This is a genomic window from Acidobacteriota bacterium (genome assembly GCA_029861955.1).
In the GTDB taxonomy this organism is placed as follows: domain Bacteria; phylum Acidobacteriota; class Polarisedimenticolia; order Polarisedimenticolales; family Polarisedimenticolaceae; genus JAOTYK01.
The window spans coordinates 1-16,292 of record JAOTYK010000020.1 but is presented as its reverse complement, the minus strand read 5'-3'; the positions used below and the strand labels follow the sequence as shown (position 1 = coordinate 16,292).

At 62.5% G+C, this 16,292-nt stretch carries 18 protein-coding genes; 6 read left to right on the top strand and 12 right to left on the bottom strand.

The genetic code is table 11. The features are described from left to right. Positions 1-111 precede the first annotated feature (111 nt). The 6 genes from OES25_11140 to OES25_11115 form a co-directional block, all read right to left on the bottom strand. The gene (locus tag OES25_11140) at positions 112-1,404 is read right to left on the bottom strand and encodes a type II toxin-antitoxin system HipA family toxin (protein MDH3628194.1); all 1,293 of its coding nucleotides are present in this window, start codon (positions 1,402-1,404) and stop codon (positions 112-114) included. Beyond that, positions 1,401-1,763 (bottom strand): helix-turn-helix domain-containing protein, encoded by a 363-nt coding sequence (locus OES25_11135; GenBank protein ID MDH3628193.1) that lies wholly within the window; start codon positions 1,761-1,763, stop codon positions 1,401-1,403. Before OES25_11135 ends, OES25_11140 begins: the two co-directional genes overlap by 4 nt. Positions 1,764-1,907: 144 nt before the next feature. After that, positions 1,908-3,416 (bottom strand): B12-binding domain-containing radical SAM protein, encoded by a 1,509-nt coding sequence (locus OES25_11130; protein ID MDH3628192.1) that lies wholly within the window; start codon positions 3,414-3,416, stop codon positions 1,908-1,910. Next, positions 3,413-4,138: a di-trans,poly-cis-decaprenylcistransferase gene (locus OES25_11125; GenBank protein ID MDH3628191.1), complete on the bottom strand. Its 726-nt coding sequence runs from the start codon at positions 4,136-4,138 to the stop codon at positions 3,413-3,415. The genes OES25_11130 and OES25_11125 overlap by 4 nt, the downstream gene beginning before the upstream one ends. Positions 4,139-4,164: 26 nt before the next feature. Further along, positions 4,165-4,560, bottom strand: a complete 396-nt coding sequence (locus OES25_11120) for a transcriptional regulator (GenBank protein MDH3628190.1) — start codon at positions 4,558-4,560, stop codon at positions 4,165-4,167. Then, complete coding sequence (locus OES25_11115; protein MDH3628189.1) at positions 4,550-5,125, bottom strand: hypothetical protein; 576 nt, start codon at positions 5,123-5,125, stop codon at positions 4,550-4,552. Before OES25_11115 ends, OES25_11120 begins: the two co-directional genes overlap by 11 nt. A gap of 201 nt (positions 5,126-5,326) precedes the next feature. Between OES25_11115 and OES25_11110 the strand changes: the two genes are divergently transcribed. After that, the gene (locus tag OES25_11110; GenBank protein ID MDH3628188.1) at positions 5,327-6,439 is read left to right on the top strand and encodes a putative porin; all 1,113 of its coding nucleotides are present in this window, start codon (positions 5,327-5,329) and stop codon (positions 6,437-6,439) included. 5 nt (positions 6,440-6,444) lie between these two features. Here OES25_11110 and OES25_11105 read toward each other — a convergent pair whose 3' ends face one another. Then, entirely contained in the window at positions 6,445-6,855 is a 411-nt protein-coding gene (locus tag OES25_11105) for a CBS domain-containing protein (protein MDH3628187.1), read from the bottom strand. A gap of 32 nt (positions 6,856-6,887) precedes the next feature. Beyond that, positions 6,888-7,409: a hypothetical protein gene (locus OES25_11100; GenBank protein MDH3628186.1), complete on the bottom strand. Its 522-nt coding sequence runs from the start codon at positions 7,407-7,409 to the stop codon at positions 6,888-6,890. A gap of 102 nt (positions 7,410-7,511) precedes the next feature. Between OES25_11100 and OES25_11095 the strand changes: the two genes are divergently transcribed. Next, positions 7,512-8,285, top strand: a complete 774-nt coding sequence (locus OES25_11095) for a serine protease (protein ID MDH3628185.1) — start codon at positions 7,512-7,514, stop codon at positions 8,283-8,285. 155 nt (positions 8,286-8,440) lie between these two features. Beyond that, positions 8,441-9,640 (top strand): ornithine--oxo-acid transaminase, encoded by a 1,200-nt coding sequence (rocD, locus tag OES25_11090; protein ID MDH3628184.1) that lies wholly within the window; start codon positions 8,441-8,443, stop codon positions 9,638-9,640. On the opposite strand, the gene OES25_11085 is transcribed toward rocD, so the two are convergent. Next, positions 9,632-11,107 (bottom strand): nitronate monooxygenase, encoded by a 1,476-nt coding sequence (locus OES25_11085; protein ID MDH3628183.1) that lies wholly within the window; start codon positions 11,105-11,107, stop codon positions 9,632-9,634. The two genes, rocD and OES25_11085, sit on opposite strands and share 9 nt — an antisense overlap. 72 nt (positions 11,108-11,179) lie before the next feature. Here OES25_11085 and OES25_11080 point away from each other — a divergent pair, with 72 nt between their 5' ends. Next, the gene (locus OES25_11080; protein ID MDH3628182.1) at positions 11,180-11,653 is read left to right on the top strand and encodes an isoprenylcysteine carboxylmethyltransferase family protein; all 474 of its coding nucleotides are present in this window, start codon (positions 11,180-11,182) and stop codon (positions 11,651-11,653) included. Here the strand turns inward: OES25_11080 and OES25_11075 are convergent. Continuing rightward, positions 11,650-12,372, bottom strand: coding sequence for a hypothetical protein (locus OES25_11075; GenBank protein ID MDH3628181.1), 723 nt, complete (start codon positions 12,370-12,372; stop codon positions 11,650-11,652). The genes OES25_11080 and OES25_11075 overlap by 4 nt on opposite strands. 123 nt (positions 12,373-12,495) lie before the next feature. Here OES25_11075 and OES25_11070 point away from each other — a divergent pair, with 123 nt between their 5' ends. Next, on the top strand, positions 12,496-13,776 hold the full coding sequence (locus tag OES25_11070) for a radical SAM protein (GenBank protein ID MDH3628180.1): 1,281 nt from the start codon (positions 12,496-12,498) through the stop codon (positions 13,774-13,776). On the opposite strand, the gene OES25_11065 is transcribed toward OES25_11070, so the two are convergent. Then, the gene (locus OES25_11065; protein ID MDH3628179.1) at positions 13,773-14,375 is read right to left on the bottom strand and encodes a response regulator transcription factor; all 603 of its coding nucleotides are present in this window, start codon (positions 14,373-14,375) and stop codon (positions 13,773-13,775) included. The genes OES25_11070 and OES25_11065 overlap by 4 nt on opposite strands. Before the next feature lie 13 nt (positions 14,376-14,388). Continuing rightward, positions 14,389-15,549 carry a PAS domain S-box protein gene (locus OES25_11060; protein MDH3628178.1) on the bottom strand — a complete coding sequence of 387 codons (1,161 nt, stop codon included), beginning with the start codon at positions 15,547-15,549 and terminating at the stop codon, positions 14,389-14,391. A 122-nt stretch (positions 15,550-15,671) separates the two neighbouring features. Here OES25_11060 and OES25_11055 point away from each other — a divergent pair. After that, positions 15,672-16,292, top strand: a 621-nt coding sequence (locus tag OES25_11055) for a hypothetical protein (protein ID MDH3628177.1), incomplete at its 3' end; no start/stop codon positions are given.

Genomic DNA, 16,292 nt, shown 5'->3' with positions numbered 1-16,292 from the left:
TTGTTTCGTCTCCAGGTGCGGCGGGAACGGTCAGTTCGTAGGAAATGGCGAAAAAGGGACGGATTTACTTTTCAGGAAGAAGAATAGGGCCCCTCTCTTTTTGCCGGTCCCTTATAGGCGATGGAATGACGCGATTCGCTTTGCGTTGTCGGGATCGACGCCGGCGTCCTCTGCGCGTTTAGGCCAACCGCGTACCGCCAGGCGAATCTCGTCGATGAGTCGGCTTGCTCGGGCGCTCTTCATTCCTGCCATCTTTGCGAATGCGAGAAGATCCGCACGCGTGAAGTCGTCACGTTTGCCGTTCAGGCTCATCTGATGTTGCGATGTCCAATTCCCCTGCGGGTTGTAGCTGTAGACAACATCGAATGCCGGAGAGAGACGCCACAAACCTTTGCGATCCATGAGGAACCCGATGTTTTTGACGTGATCATCCTGGTTGCGGGCGATGATGTTGAAGAAGGCACGTCGTATTTGTTGTTCGCGATCGCCTGTAGAGAGTCCGAGTCGCTTGATCACGAGGATCGCTTGCTCGTACGAATGAGCACCGGCACTCTCGAAGTCGTGGTGCGCGAGGGCAGCCAGCGACTGGTAGTGCAACTTCCCACCGGTGTCGGTGCGATCATAGCGTCGGGTCATGAAGTGGGCCCGACCGCCTTCTTCGTGAAGTCGACATGGCATCATGATGATTCCCGCGTCCTGCGCCATCAGGTAGTAGGCGTATTCGATTCTTCCGTACCCCTGGGGGTCGGCAATCTCCTTGTCTTTGTTCCCTTCGATTCCGTCGAACTTCATCAGCCAATAGGTGAACGGTTTGCCCGCGTCCACCTGTCCGGAGCGAAATTCGCCGGTCTGTTCGTTCCATGCCAGGATCGCCTTGGCCCGGGCTCCACCGGCGGAGGTACCCACACGGAGGATGTCTTCGATCACGCGGGAATCGTCTTCCCCGTCGAAGCGACCTTCCATCCGGCTCCGTTGGTTCAGAATCCGATTGGAGAGTTCGACGAGGCTATCGACTTCAATACGTCTTGCGGTGGTCGGCGACTGTTTCAACGCGGGCTGAAACTCCAACGCACCCATCCCCCGCTTGCCCGTGTAACACAGTCGTTCCACAGGATTGAACGTCGATGCGTCTCGGTTCTGTTGCGCAAGCCAGACATCGATCAACGCGTTCCCGAACCGGTCGGGCAGGCAGTCGGCCAGCATGCCGGGTAACCCCTTGAAGGACTTCCTCGGCAGTTCGGGGAACTCGTAGGGCGCCGTGCGAAGAGGCATCGTCAGGGGTGCCACCTGAATCCCACTACCGGCGAACTCCTCGGTGTACTGGAACGCCGCCAGCTGGCGATCATCGAACCAGGAGACGGCGCCGATCGTTCGGCCCCAGAGATCGACGTAGGCGTCGGTCATCGTGTGGCCGGGTCCTCACCCCAGCTCCACTCCGCGGACTCCTTCGTCTTGGGTCGTGCCCGTTGTCGTCGCTTGCCGCGACCCTTGATTCGCTCCAGCGGGTTGACGGCGGGGTCCGGAAGCAGGGCCTCGAGATGACCGTGGAGCTTCAGGGCCTGCAGGATGCGGATGAAGCTGTCGAGGGAGATGCCCTTTCCGTCCTGGACCAGCCGACTGATGGTGCTGAGGGAGACGCCGGCCTCACGGGCCAGTTGGCTCTGGGTGATATTGCGGCTGAGGCGGATCGCTTCCAGTCGCCGGGCCAGGGCCGATTCGATCTGGTCGCTGGAGGCCAGGGAGAAATTCACTTTGTACGGCATTTATGACTCTTTATAGCTGCGAGTGGCTATAAAGAATGATAAGTCGTGTATTAACGGATGTCAACTAGGACACACAATAATATGTGATTAGCCAGTGATTATTGCCCATTTAGCAAACAACCTGTCTCCAATCAGATTTTATAATCAGACCCCCGCACTGACCATACTCTCCGCCCGCCGCGCACACGAGGCCATCGGTCGCTCCGCCAAACGCCGACGGAAGTTCAGATGGCGTCTCCGCGATAGCTCGATCAACGGCCGCCACATCCGCGCCGTCAACCGGTTGCGGATGAGGGCGTGCCAGATCCGATTCGAGCGTTTGTACAGATAGCTCATCGCCAGGTAGGCCGACACCGCCCGCAGGTCTGCCGGACGTCGCCGCCAGATCGACCCGTGAGAGAAGAGCCGGCGGTACAACCCCGCATACCCCTCTTCCAGTTGCTCGACACTCATCCGCTTCGGCCGAAAGACCACGTTGGCCGTGTCGTACAACTCCCAGTCTCGATGCAGCAGTCGTCCTTCGCTCTCGAACTGCCGGTACAGCGGCGTTCCCGGATACGGGGTCAGGATGTGAAACGTCGCGCACTCCAACCGATTGGCCTCGACCCAGTCCGCCGTCCGCTCGAACACGTCGGGGCCGTCGTGATCGAAACCCAGCACGAAACTGCCGTTGACCTGGATGCCGTGGTCGTGCAGCAACGCCACCCGACGGGCGTAGTCCTCCGGTGCCGGCGTCTTCTTGCGGGCGTCCCGCAGGTTGCCTAACTCCAACGACTCGAAACCGACGAACACCCCGGTACATCCGGCAAGCGCCATCTCGCGCACCAGCGCGGGGTCGTCTGTCACGTCGATCGTGACCGCGGCACTCCAGATGATCTCCAGGTCTCGCAAGCGTCGGCAAAGCTGCTTCAGGTAATCCCGTCGGGAGCCCAGGTTGTTGTCGGTGAAAACGATGTAGGGCTGACCGTCCGCCCGGACCTCGTCGGCCACCTGATCGACATCCCTCAGCTGGTAAGGCATGCGCAGACCCTCGGTGGACAGATAACAGAAACCACAGCGGTTGTGACATCCACGTGTGGCGATCACGCTCGAGGTCGTCAGGTACGAGTCCCGCGCCAGCAGGTCCCGTCGCGGGGGCGGCTCGTCTTTGTACGGGCTGCGATAACTGCCCTCGTAGATCGGTCGCAGGTCGTTGGCATCGATATCCTGCAGAATCCTCGGCCACAGTTGCACACCTTCGCCAATAGCGATCGCGTCGGCGTGGGGCGCAACCTCCTCGGGACACGACAAGACGTGTAAGCCACCGAGAATCACGATCGCACCGCGGGAGCGGTACCAGTGGGCCAACTCGTAGGCGCGACGGGCAAACGTCAAGTGCACCGTGATGCCGACGACCTGCGGGAACGGGTCTGCAGGCGGTGGTCCCTGCAACAGGTTCTCGTCCCAGTAACGCACCTCCCAGTTCTCGGGAGTCGAGCCTGCGACACCGGTCAGCGCCAGGCTGGGCGTCAGCACATGCTTGCCGAAGCTGGCGTGAGGATCCTTCGGGTAGAACGGATTGATCAACAACGCATGCCGGGGCTTTGGCTCGGCGACACGGATGCGAGGTAACTCCGGCGCACGACGCATGGCGGGGGGGAGGAAGTCGCTCATTGCGCGGCCACCTGGATCTCCGGCAGCGCACCGAAGCGGCGACTGCGCAGATGGTAGGCCTCGACGGCATCGGCCAGGTCGTCCTCGTCGAATTCGGGCCACATCCGGTCAGTGAACAGCAGTTCCGCGTACGCGCTCTCCCATAACAGGAAGTCACTCAGCCGTTGCTCGCCGCTGGTTCGAACCAGCAGGTCGACGTCCGGTGCCGGTGGATCGGAATGCATGGCTTCGTTGATCCGCTGGCCGAACGACTCTTCCGTCAGGGGTTCGCCCGTGGTGCCACCGGCAACGGCCCGCAGGATCGCCTGTCGTGACGAGTAGTCCACGGCGATACGTAGATGGAGTCGCGAGCCATGCCGCGTCGCCCGTTCGCTGACTTCGATCTCCCGCACCAGGTCCGGAGCCAACCGATCGCGACGACCGACGACGCTGATACGCACACCGTGGCGGATACAGCGGGCCCGCTCGTTGCGCAGATAGCGACGGAACAGCCCCATCAGGATATCGACTTCCTTTTTCGGCCGACTCCAGTTGTCCGACGAGAACGCATAGAGCGTCAACGTTCCGATACCAAGATCCGGTGCGGCCTCGACGACCCTCCGGACGGACCGGGCACCTTCCCGATGGCCGGCCACACGTTCTCGACCCAGTCGACGAGCCCAGCGACCGTTGCCGTCCATGATCAGGGCAACGTGGATCGCATCGAATAAATTACTTTGCATTACAAAGTGCCTCCACAAAAAAATAGCTACTTGTTTCGTGTCGCCTGGATCAACGACTCCATGTGATCCAGGTAGCGCTCCAACGCGCGACGCCCCTTGGCCGTCGCCTTGTATTCGGTGCGGGGCGTACGCCCCTCAAACGTCTTGTTGCAGTTGATGTAGTGGGCCTCTTCCAGCTTGCGGGCATGGACACTGAGGTTGCCGTCGCTGGTCCCCAGCAGATCACGCAACTCGGTGAAGCTCATCTTCGGGTTGACCGACAATGCACTCATGATACCGAGCCGTACGCGCTCGTAGATCAAGCGGTCGAAGTCCCTGGCCGTGGGATCGGAAAGATAGCCGGCCAGCCCTCGGAGCTTGCGCTCCTTGGCCGGGGCGGTTTTCCCGCGCTTGCTCTGTGCCGGCTGTTCCTTAGCCCCCATAACGCCTCGCAATGATCAGTCCGAACACGATGTGTAGCCCACCGAAGCCGACACCCATCCACAACGGTGTCCAGCTGAACGGGGTGAAGAACGCGCAAGCGCCGAGCGTCATGAAGCACAGACCCAGGAGCGGGACGATACGGACCGACACGACGCCGGCGGTGACGACCGCCGTACCGTACAGCAACAGCCACGTGCCCGGGATCGACTCGATGGCGTCGACGCGTCGCAGCACCAGAGTGAGGACGGCGGCGGCCACGATCGGCGGTGTCAGGCAGAACAGGAATCGGCGGCCGGCGCCACGATAGACCTGCACGCCCGCCTTGCGGGACTTGTGAAGGAGCGTGATCGAACCGAGGCCCAGGGCGACCGCTGCCGCACTGAACCAGACCGCCTGCCAATGAGACTGACCCACAGGAAACAGCGTGATTCCCGTGGCCAACAGACCCACGACACCCATCCAGACGCCGCCCCAGCCCGGGACTGCCGTGAAGGCGGCGGTGGACTCCATCGTCTTACGGATGAAGCGGAGGTTGTCTTCCGCATGGGCCTGGAGTGAGGTCATCGCTCATAAAGATTGGGCCCGAACCCGCACTATGTCAAGTACTTTTCAATACAAAGTAGCCCAACCCATCAACCCCCTCAAACCCACGCTCCACCGTTGGTCATTCCCTCGGGAGGCGCTACAATTCAGTCCCGTTAATAAGGATGCGCGAGTGATTAGAGTCGGCCGGATGTTGGCTCACTACCGCCTCGAGGAAGACTGATGGCAAGACGCTGCTTACTGGGATTGTGGGTTCTCATCCTTCTCGCCTCCCCGGCCCACGCCGACCTCTACAAGAACGACACGTTTCGCATCTTCGCCGACTTCCGGGCCCGGCTGGAGGCCGATTGGGACTCGCAGGACGCGATGGGTGTCGAGCGGGATGACCGCACACGATTCCGTGTGCGGGTTCGGGTCGGATTCGTCCATCAGCCCGACGATCGTTGGGAGTTCGGTATGCGACTCCGCAGCGGTAACGAGTTAAGCCAGCAGTCGCCCCACGTGACGCTGCTGGACTTCGACGACAACGACACCGGTCCCACCGATTTCAACTTCGACCGCTGGTACGTGAAGTCGACCTTCAAGAACGGCGTCTGGGCGTCGGCCGGCCGCAACTCGCTTCCGTTCTGGAAGCAAAACGAGTTGGTCTGGGACGACGACGTGACCCCGGCCGGCGTGGGTGTCGGTCATCAACAGACGATCGGCAAGCGTGGCACGCTCGGATTTCAGGGGGGCTACTTCACGCTTCCCGAGGGGATGAACGAGTTCTTCGGGAGCCTGCTCAGCGCCCAGGGGGTCTACAGCCACGACGGGGAGCGGCTCGACGTCACCGTCGCTGCCGGTCTGCTGAATCTGGACGCCGATCCAATCGGCTCGGGAACGATCCTCCTGAACGGCAACGACATGCGTGACTACCGTCTTCAGGTCGTCAGCGCCCAACTCAAGTTGAAGGCCGGCGGTCGTCCCCTGCGAGTCGGTGGCGACCTGATCGAGAACAGCCAGGACTACCCCGGTGATCCCGACGCCGACCGGACGTCGGGCTGGGTCGGCTCACTCCACTGGGGCGCGACGAAGGAACGGGGCGACTGGCTGCTGGCCTGGTACGTCGCCCGGATCGAGCGATTGGCCGTCAACAGCTCGTTCTCTCAGGACGACTGGGTGCGTTGGGGCAACGGGCCGCAGACCCGTGCAAGTGACTTCCGCGGACACGAACTCCGCTTCGCCTACGGGTTGGGGGAGGGCAGCAACCTCGTCGCGCGGCTCTATCTGGTAGAGGCGCTGAGCAGCGTCGAGGACGGCAGTCGGCTGCGTGTCGACTACAACAAGCGGTTCTAGGGCCGTCAGCCGGCGAACCGACGAACGAAGTCGGCCTCGGTGAGGATGCCCACCAGTCGTGAGCCTTCCACCACCGGCAGACAGCCGAACTTGTTTTCCAGCATCACTCGAGCCGCACTGGCGATGTTGGTGTCAGGATCCACGGTCTCGACGTCGTTCACCATCACGTCGGCCACCGTGCCGACATGAAGCGCGTCAACCTGCAAGCTGACCGGAAGCGATTCTGCCGGCGCCAGGGCCATGCGGACGAAATCACGCTGGGAGACCAGACCGATGACCTCGCCGTCGTCGTCGACGACGGGCACATGCCGGATACCCTTGTCGTCCATCAGCTCGCCGAGCTCGAAGAGTGTTGCATCTCCCGTGAGCGAGAATGGCGTCGCGGTCATCAGATCGCGGACTGCCAAGTGTTTCATCGTTGAATTCCTCCAGGGAGAGGCTACCGCCGTCAGCGCCCCGTGTCGAGCCCCTCGAATAACGTCTCTAGTTGCTCGTCGAGGATGTCGATCTGACGTCGCCGTTTGGTCAGGTCGTCTTCCGCCTCGATCACCCGTCGCTCGGCCTCGGCCAGCCGGTCTTCCGCCAACAAGATCATGTTCTTGATCTGTTCCAGCTGGTCGCTGTTGGGGATGGTCGCCGGATCCGCTCCCTTGCGCACCGCCTCCTCCATCTCCTTCTCGAGCTGGGTCGCGTAGCTCTTCAGTTGCTCGATCTCAGTCTGCGTGTTGCGCACGTCGCTCTCGGCACTGTTCAGCCGGGAACGGAGCGGAGCCAGACGACGCTCTGCCAGTTCTACCCGACGCAGGGTCATCAGAATCCTCTGATCGGACTGCAGCGATTCGAGTGAGCGAGCGATGCGTTCCAGGTTGGCGTTCAGCTCGCCGGCGTTCTTCAGTTCGACGGTGTCCTCGGCATGGAGTGGGGTCAAACACAGGACGAGCATCAGCAGGGCAAGCGCGGATCGTTTCATGGGTGCCTCCTCACACGATCATACGGGATAGTCCCCTTCCTGGTTACGAGATCAGATTCCCCGGACTGGACCGTCCGGGAGTGACTCGGCTACGGTGTCCGCATGCCACCCATCGAGATCGACGACCGCCGGATGAAGCGTCTGCTGAATGAGGGGCTCATATGGCTGGCGGAATCCGGCGAAGCGCCGCCGCCGGGAGAACTCCTACAGCGCATCCCGGAAACCTGGCACGGCGTGGACGTGGCCGCGGCGCCGTTGAAGAAGACTGCCCCCGAGGAGATCTACCGTTCCGCATGTCAAAGCGTCGTGGCGGTCGGCAAGCTCTATCTCTGTTCGCGGTGTGGGAAGCGACACACCCACATCGCCAGCGGCTTCGCAATCGCGAAGTCCGGCCTGGTCGTCACGAACTTCCACGTCGCCGACGATCCGGAGAAACTGGCCCTGGGGATCATGACCCTGGACGGCTCGGTCCATCCTGTGCAGTCCATCGTACGCGCGGACCGGTCCAGCGATCTGGCCATCCTCCAGCTGCCGATCGACGATCTCGTCCCGCTTCCCCTTGGAGACGAGCCACCGGTCGGTGCGCCGATCTACGTGTTGAGTCACCCCGCGGGCAGGTTGTTCACGTTCACCGAGGGCATCGTGTCGCGCTACGTGTCCCACGGCCGGACCCGGCTCATGGCCGTCACCGCGGATTTTGCCCGTGGATCGAGCGGGGCTCCGGTCCTGGATGCACACGGCGCGGTGGTCGGCGTGGCACGGCAGACGAAGTCGGTTTACCACCACTCTGAAGACGACACGCCACCCCGATTGCAGATGGTCCTGAAACAATGCGTGCCGGCGGGCTCGCTGAGGAACTGTCTTCGGAGCACCTGAAGTGCATCGGCGGACGGCGAAGAAAACGCCTCCTGAGCGACGGTTTCGCGGACGTTGGCCGACCTCCCGTCCCTGGAGGCAATCGCGGCGAGGAATCGCTAAGATACCTCGCCGACCGACCGTCGGTCAGGACCCCAAGGACAAGGAGACGAACCGTGGCCAACAGCAAGACTCTTATCGAAATCGGCGACAACTACGGCGCACACAACTACCATCCGTTGCCGGTCGTTCTGGCCAAAGGCGAGGGTATCTGGGTCTGGGATGTCGAGGGCAACAAGTATCTCGACTTCCTCGCCAGCTACTCGGCCGTCAATCAGGGGCACTGTCATCCGCGGCTCGTCAAGGTCATGTCCGAGCAGGCCGGCCGACTGACACTCACCTCCCGCGCGTTTCACAACGACAAGCTCGGCCCCTTCCTTAAAGACCTCTGCGAACTCACGGGCTTCGAGATGGCGTTGCCGATGAACTCCGGCGCCGAGGCCGTGGAGACTGCGATCAAGGCGGTCCGTCGTTGGGGCTACCAGGTCAAGAAGATCCCCACCGACAAGGCCGAGATCATCGTCTGTTCCGACAACTTCCACGGCCGCACCACGACGATCGTCGGCTTCTCGACGGACGAGGACTACAAGGTCGGCTTCGGTCCCTTCACACCTGGATTCAAGGCGATCCCTTACGGCGATGCCGCCGCTCTCGAGAAGGCGATCACTCCGAACACCGCCGCCTTCCTGGTCGAGCCGATCCAGGGCGAGGCAGGCGTCGTCGTCCCGCCCGAGGGTTACCTGCGCAAGACCCGCGAACTCTGTGCAGCCAACAATGTGCTGTTCGTCGCCGACGAGATCCAGGTCGGCTTCGGCCGCACCGGCAAGATGTTCTGCTGCGATCACGAAGGGGTGAAGCCGGACATGCTGATCCTGGGCAAGGCGATGGGCGGGGGCATGTACCCGGTCTCGGCGATCGTCGCCGACCGGGAAATCATGAACGTCTTCGATCCCGGCTCCCACGGCTCGACCTTCGGTGGCAACCCGCTGGCGGCTGCGGTCGCGCGGGAGGCGATGCAGATCCTGAAGGACGAGAAGCTGGTCCAGCGGGCCGCAGAGCTTGGCGACTGGTTCATGGACGAACTCCGTGCCCTCAATAGCCCGCATGTTGCCGAGGTCCGTGGCAAGGGTCTGCTGATCGGTGTCCGGCTGAAGTCCGAGGCCGGCGGGGCCCGCAGCTTCTGCGAACGGCTCCAGGAAGAGGGCATGCTCTGCAAGGAGACCCACATCGACGTGATCCGCTTTGCACCGCCGCTGACGATCGAGAAGTCGGAGCTACAGTGGGCGCTGGAGCGGATCCGGAAGGTCCTAACCTGATCCCGGAACGATCGTGGGCACCCGGTCTCTCGGGACCGTCGTGCTATCAGCGTCGGCAAGCAGATAAGCCAGCACATCGTCCGCCGTGTAGGACTTTCGACTGCCAAGGAACGCGCCGAGTGTTTTCGCCTGGTCGCCGGCCGTGATCAACGGAGCTTCGGTCGTGCCATCCGAACGCAGCTGGCCGTGACCGGTGTTGGCAAGCAGCGCGTTGCACACGCAGCGTCGTCCGATTGTGTCGCACTCCAGGCCGCCCTTGGCGACATACTGCTCGACCGGTTCACCGGGGCAGCGATAACCGACGCCCCCGTCACGCTTGCGATAGGCGGTCCGGAGGTAACCGAGGTCACAGACCCGTTTGCGCTCCGTCGCCTCGACCGGCGTGTCGCCGCAGACGGCGACCTTGAACGGATAGCCCGTCGGCGAGGCCAACGCATCCGTCACCACATCGAGCGAGCCCGCGCGGGCGGCGTCGATCACCTCGTGACGCAGTTCCGGCGCAAACCCCGACTCGTCGCAGAAGGCGAACAGCGTGCCGACCTGGATTCCCGTGGCTCCCGCATCGAGCGCTGCGGTGAGGGCCTCGGGAGATCCGGTCCCACCTGCCAGCCAGAATGGCAGTCCAAGCCGACGCAGGGCCGCGAGATCCACCGCGTCGCGCTTGCCGTAGATCGGCTCGCCCCGTTCGTTACGGCGGGCCTCTCCTCTCGGCGGCGCGTTGTGTCCGCCCGCGGTCGGTCCCTCGACGACGAATCCGTCGATGCGGCCGGTCGCCTTGCGAGCCAGCAGGGTCGCGAGGGAGTTCGAGGAGACGATGGCGAGAAAGCGCGGGCGCGTGAGTGGCTGCGAAACGGCCACACCGTGACGACGAGGGTCGAAACGGATCTCGTTGACGGCGGAGGCGTCCGCTCCCGCGACATCAAGACGCAAAGTCGCCGGCTCGTGCTTGGCGAGCCGGTCGAGGGCACCGGGAATCTCGCGCGGGATGCCTGCGCCCATGATCACGTAGTCGACACCGGCAAGCATCGCCCCGTAGAGCACGGCAAGCGTCGGCAACTGAACCTTGGTCAGCAGGTTGATGCCGACGACACCGTCATGACCTTCGCGGGCGAGGGTCACCTCGGCGAAGGCTGCGGCCAGGATCATCTGCTCTCGTTCGATCCGGGTGCGCTGACGGAGCATCGGCACCGCGCGATAGGGCGTCCCCGCGGGGCGGCCGTCAGGTCGGAAGTAGCGCGTCAGCAAGCGCTCGGCGACGCTGGGAATCGGGAAGGTCTTGAGAGCGCGACGCAGATGCCCCCCGGGGTCACCGTCTTCGAGTCGCCGGGTCATCAAAACATCCGACGCGGTCCCCGAGACGACACCCAGTTGGCCCGCACGGGAAACCGCGTGGGCAAGCTCCCAGCCGGAGATGCCGACACCCATTCCGCCCTGGATGACCAGCGGCGATGATCTCGCTGATTCCATGGTTGCAGGATAGCGACCCGGGACAAAAAGGTCGATGGCTCTTACTCGCCTCGCGTCTGGCATAATTGCTGGATGAGTGATGAAAAAGACGGCGCAGCCGTTCGATTTCCACCGCCGTTCGCCTATCTTTCCGGAATCGCGATCGGTGCGCTCCTGCAGTCCTTTGTCACGCCGCTATCGATGGCGATCGGCCGGGAGCTTCGTATCGCCGGCGCGGGGATCGTCGCAGCGCTGGGGGTCGGAATCATGGCGGCCGCCGCCGGGCCGTTCAAGAAGACCGAACAGGACCCCAAGCCCTGGAAGCCAACCCCGGCGATCATCTCGACGGGGATCTACGGCTACTCGCGGAATCCGATGTACGTCAGCATGGCGCTGCTGCAGGCCTGCGTCGGGATCGCCTTACTGAACGGCTGGATCCTCGTCCTGATCCCACCGGTTCTGTGGCTCGTCTACTACACGGCGATCCGGCACGAGGAGGTCTACCTCGAGCGGAAGTTCGGCGAGACCTACCTGAGCTACAAGCGCAGCGTGCGGCGCTGGCTCTAGATCAAACCACGATCGGCCGCAGATATCGCAACTGCGAAGGTGATGGGAAGCGCCACGACGGTCAGGTTCCATGGGTCTGCCGCGACACCGATGGATGAAGCGATGAGGAACGGGAGCCACGCGAGGAGCATGCCGAGCACCATCAAGCCGACATACTTCTTGCCGGCTCCCGTGAGAGCGGACCGGAAAAGATGAGACGCAATGATCCCGAGGGCGACGACCGAAAACAGGTTCGATACGACGGCATGGACCAGCAGGACGAGGTCCGCGCTTCCTCCTATAAGGGCGCCTACAGCCAACAGCGTTGCCAGGACGAGTGGGGCGTAGAGCAACCCGATAACGAACCGCTTACGCGCCAGGGTCGACTCGCGGGGGAACCACAACGCGAACTGCAGTAAAAGCGTCGCGCCCAAGATGCTGCTCACCAGAATGTAGAACAGGATCAGCGCGGTGCGTAGCGAACCGCCGTCCAACTCCAGGGGTCCGCCCCAGTGGAGCCCCGAACAAAGGCAGAAGCCGGCAAACAGCAGGCCGGCGGTCCCGGGGATCTTCGAGAACACCCACCACCCACAGACGAGAAACGCCAGTCCCAGAGTCGCGAGCAGCGACTGCATCAGAAGCGCCCCGGAACTGACGCCCTCCTGCGTGAAGACCAGCAGCCAGGCGACCACTCTCCAGACGATCACGCCGGCGCTCGCAATCAGGACCGTGCTTCGCATGTTCTGCCCCCTCACCCTCTGCCTACGTCGTGCAGCGTTCTGAGGTTGCAACACGGGCCTATTTGCCCACATAGGGGGAATCTCTTACGGACCCGAGAAACCCAACGGCGTACGATCGTTCCCATGATAGACGATCCTGCGCGCAACCCGGGGCTGCTGAAACTCGACCTCTATTGCAAGGGCATGCAGATCGACGAGTCGTGTTTCATCGCAGACGACGGCGGGCGTCCGATCCTTCGTACCCGCGCCGGCCTGGGGTCGGGCCTGGAGCTGATCCTCCCCGATGGTCTCTGGACCAACGTTCCCGTCACCGAGTCCTTCACCGAGAAATCTCCGTACACACTGAAGAAGAACCGCGGCCAGTACGAGATCCATCGGGATGGCGCGTTCGTCGCCGGCGTCGAGCTCTCGCCGCAACCCGAGTGGTACGAGTGGAAGACCACCAATGGCCGCCTGATGCGTCGCATCGGTACGCTGCAGGGAACCTACCTGGGGGTCTATCCGGCGCGTGTCTGTGAGTACTGGCTCTCGTACCCCGGTCACCTCGATACGGACAACTGCAAGTTCTGTTCGGTCGGGTTGAATCTCGGCAAGGACGACGGCGACGAGAAGCAGGTGGAGGAGGTCGTCGAGGTGGCCATCGCGGCCTGGCGCGAGAGTGGCGTGACCTACGTGGACTTCAACACCGGTCACTACGATGGCCATACGTTCCTCGACATCCTCGAGCCGTACATCCGTCGGGTCAAGGAAGAGACCGGCGTCCTGATCGGTGTGCAGACGCCTCCGCATCCCGATCTGTCGCGATACGATCGACTGAAGGAGCTGGGTGTCAATCGGGTCTCGTTCTGCTTCGAGATCTTCGATCAACAACGCTTCGAGGAGATCTGCCCCGGTAAGCACCGCGAGTACGGCCTGGATACCTACCTGAAGGCCGTGGATTACTGCGCGCAGCTGGGCATGGGACAGTCGTTGCTGGATCAGCCGTGGGTCTCGAACGGAGAGATCATCGCCGGCCTCGAGAGCCCCGAGAGTTCGATCAAGGCCATCGACTGGATCACGGACCACGGCGCGATTCCAACGGTCTGTGTCTTTCGACCGCTGCTTGGGACCGATCTGGCCGAGACGGCGCCTCCATCGACCGAGGATATGGTCCCGGTGTTCCGACGCCTCTACGAAGCCTGCATGGAGAACGATCTCCCGATCGGACTGGCACCCAACATCAACGTCAGCCTCGTGATGCTTCCCGAGGAAGGACGGTACCTGTTGGATAACCCCGACCAGTATCGAGGCAAGGAGTTCAAACTTGCCGTCAAGAAGAAGCTGTTCCGGGCCAAGTTCATGACGGAACAGAACCTGTTGCTCCGGAAACGGAAGGCGTCGCAGGCCGCAAGTACTCCCTCCTAGAGACTGAGGGCCATCCGCACCAGATGCGGCAGGGATGCGGCTTCCATCTTCTTCATCACGCGTGAGCGGTGGATCTCGACCGTTCGTTCGCTGACATCCAGGTCGAATGCGATCACCTTGTTGGCACTGCCCTCGACGACGAGCGCCATCACCTCGCGCTCGCGGTTGGTCAGCGTGGCGTAGCGTTCCACGATCTTTTCCCGTTCGCCAAGCGACTGTCTGGAGTCGCGATCCTGCCCCACAACTCGCTGGATGGTCTCCAACAGCTCATCGTCGTTGAACGGCTTCTGAAGAAAATCGATGGCACCGGCGCGCATCGCGTGGACGGCGGAGTCCACGGTGCCGTGCCCGGTAATGAAGATCACGGGAAGCAACGACTGTTTCTGATGGAGCGCATCCTGAAGCTCGAGGCCGCTCATGCCGGGCATCCGCAGGTCGACCACGACACAACCGGGGTTGCTGTCGTCGAACTGATCGAGAAACGACTTGCCGTCGGGAAACGTGCGGGCGTTCAACCCGACCGTCTTCAACAGAAGCTGCAGGCTGTCGCAGACCGCCTCGTCATCGTCAACGATCCAGACTATTGGCTCTTCCGTCATCGGCCTCCCCGGTTCATAGAATCGGTAGTTCCACGAAGAATGTGACGCCCCGATCGGCGTTGCGGGTGAACCCTAGCGTCCCGCCCTGGGACTCCACGATCGAGTGCGAAATTGCCAGCCCCATCCCCGTGCCGTTACGTTTGCTGCTGAAGAACGGCTCGAACAGACGACTCTCCGTCACCGGATCGATTCCTGCGCCGTTATCGATGACATGCAACGCGATCGTCGATCCGTCCACACTTAAACTCCGGATCACGATCTTTTCCGGCCCCACGAGCGTGCAGGCTTCCACGGCGTTGTTGACCAGATTCAGGATAACCTGCTGCAACTGAACGCGATCGAAGAGGACTTCCGGAAGATCCTCGCACAGGTCGGTCTCGACCGTCACCCTGCGGCCGTGGGCCGACAGTTCCGCGAAGGACAAGACCTCCTGGATCACCTCGTTGAGCGATGTCGGCCCCGGCTCCGACGGGTGCCGGGAGACGAAATCGCGCATCCGACCCACGATCTCGCCGGCTCGCTGAGATTGCAGACGCACCTTCTCGACGGTGCTGCGTAAGTCCTCGGACCCCAGCTGCTCCACCTCGAGCATGTGAAGGAGCGCCCGGGTGTAGTTGGCGATGGCACTCAGCGGCTGATTCACCTCGTGGGCGATCCCGCTGGCCATCTCTCCCGCCAGGCTGATTCGGTCCATGCGCTCCAGACGTTCGCGATGCATCTTCGCTTCGGCGGTCGTGGCCCGGACGATCTGATCGCTCTCGGCGAGCTGCTCCTCGGCCCGTCGCTGGTCCGTCATGTCATGCAACAGGGCGACGAAACCGACGTTGCCCTCGAACCGATATTCTCCGACCGAGAGATGGATCGGGAATGTCGTCCCATCCTTCTTCATGGCCACCACGTCTCGACCGATTCCGATGATCTTGCCCTTACCGGAACTGAGGTACCGCTTCAGGTAGTCGTCGTGGTGGTCGGCGTCCGGAGACGGCATCAGACAGCGGACGTTGCGGCCGTCCAGTTCGCCCTCGTCGTAACCGAACATATTCAGGCACGCAGGATTGATGGACTGGATTCGTCCATTGGAGTCGATCGTCACCACGCCCCGGAGAGCGGCGTGGAAGACGGCCGCCCAGCGGGCCGCATCCTCTTGCTCCGATCTGGATCGATCTTCGGGCACCGGACTCTCCACGGTCTTCAGCGTCGAAGTATAGGTCGATCGTAAGGGAAATCCGAATTCCCGATTGCCTGTCGGGTGCGCTACGCTGTCCGCTGAGCCGTCCAAATCCCGAGGCATCCACAATGCGATTCGCCACGATAGTCCCCTTCCTACTCCTCTGCTGTGTGGCTTCGTTCCTACCGGCCTATGCCCAGGACGTCGATTGTGGCGATTGCCATGATGCGATCCCGTCTCCGATCCATGGTGACGTGCCCTGCGCCGCCTGCCACGAGGGGATCGAAGATTACCCACACCCGGAGGGAACCCTCGCCGGATTGCAGGGTGACGAGGGCTGCGCCAACTGTCACGAGATGCCGGCCTATCTCGAGGGCTCGGTCCATGAGGGCCTGAGTTGTGACACCTGTCACGAGTCGGCGCACGAAATGACAGCGGCCAGCGGTGCGGTCTGTGCCGACTGCCACGACGCGGAACAGGGTCTCGTGGCAGAGAGTATCCACGGCGAGTTGGTCCAGTGCCAGGAGTGCCACGGCGACCCGCATACCATTATTCCGTTGGACGAGAGTGACTCGCCGGTCTCGAAGCTCCGACAACTCCAGTCCTGTGGCAGTTGCCATTTCGGACCGGTCCTCGACGAATACATGGGGAGTGTCCATGCACGGGCACTGCTGGTGAAAGGACTGGTCAGTGCACCGTCCTGTAGCGACTGCCACGGTGCCCATGACATCTGGCCCCGTTCGGATGAT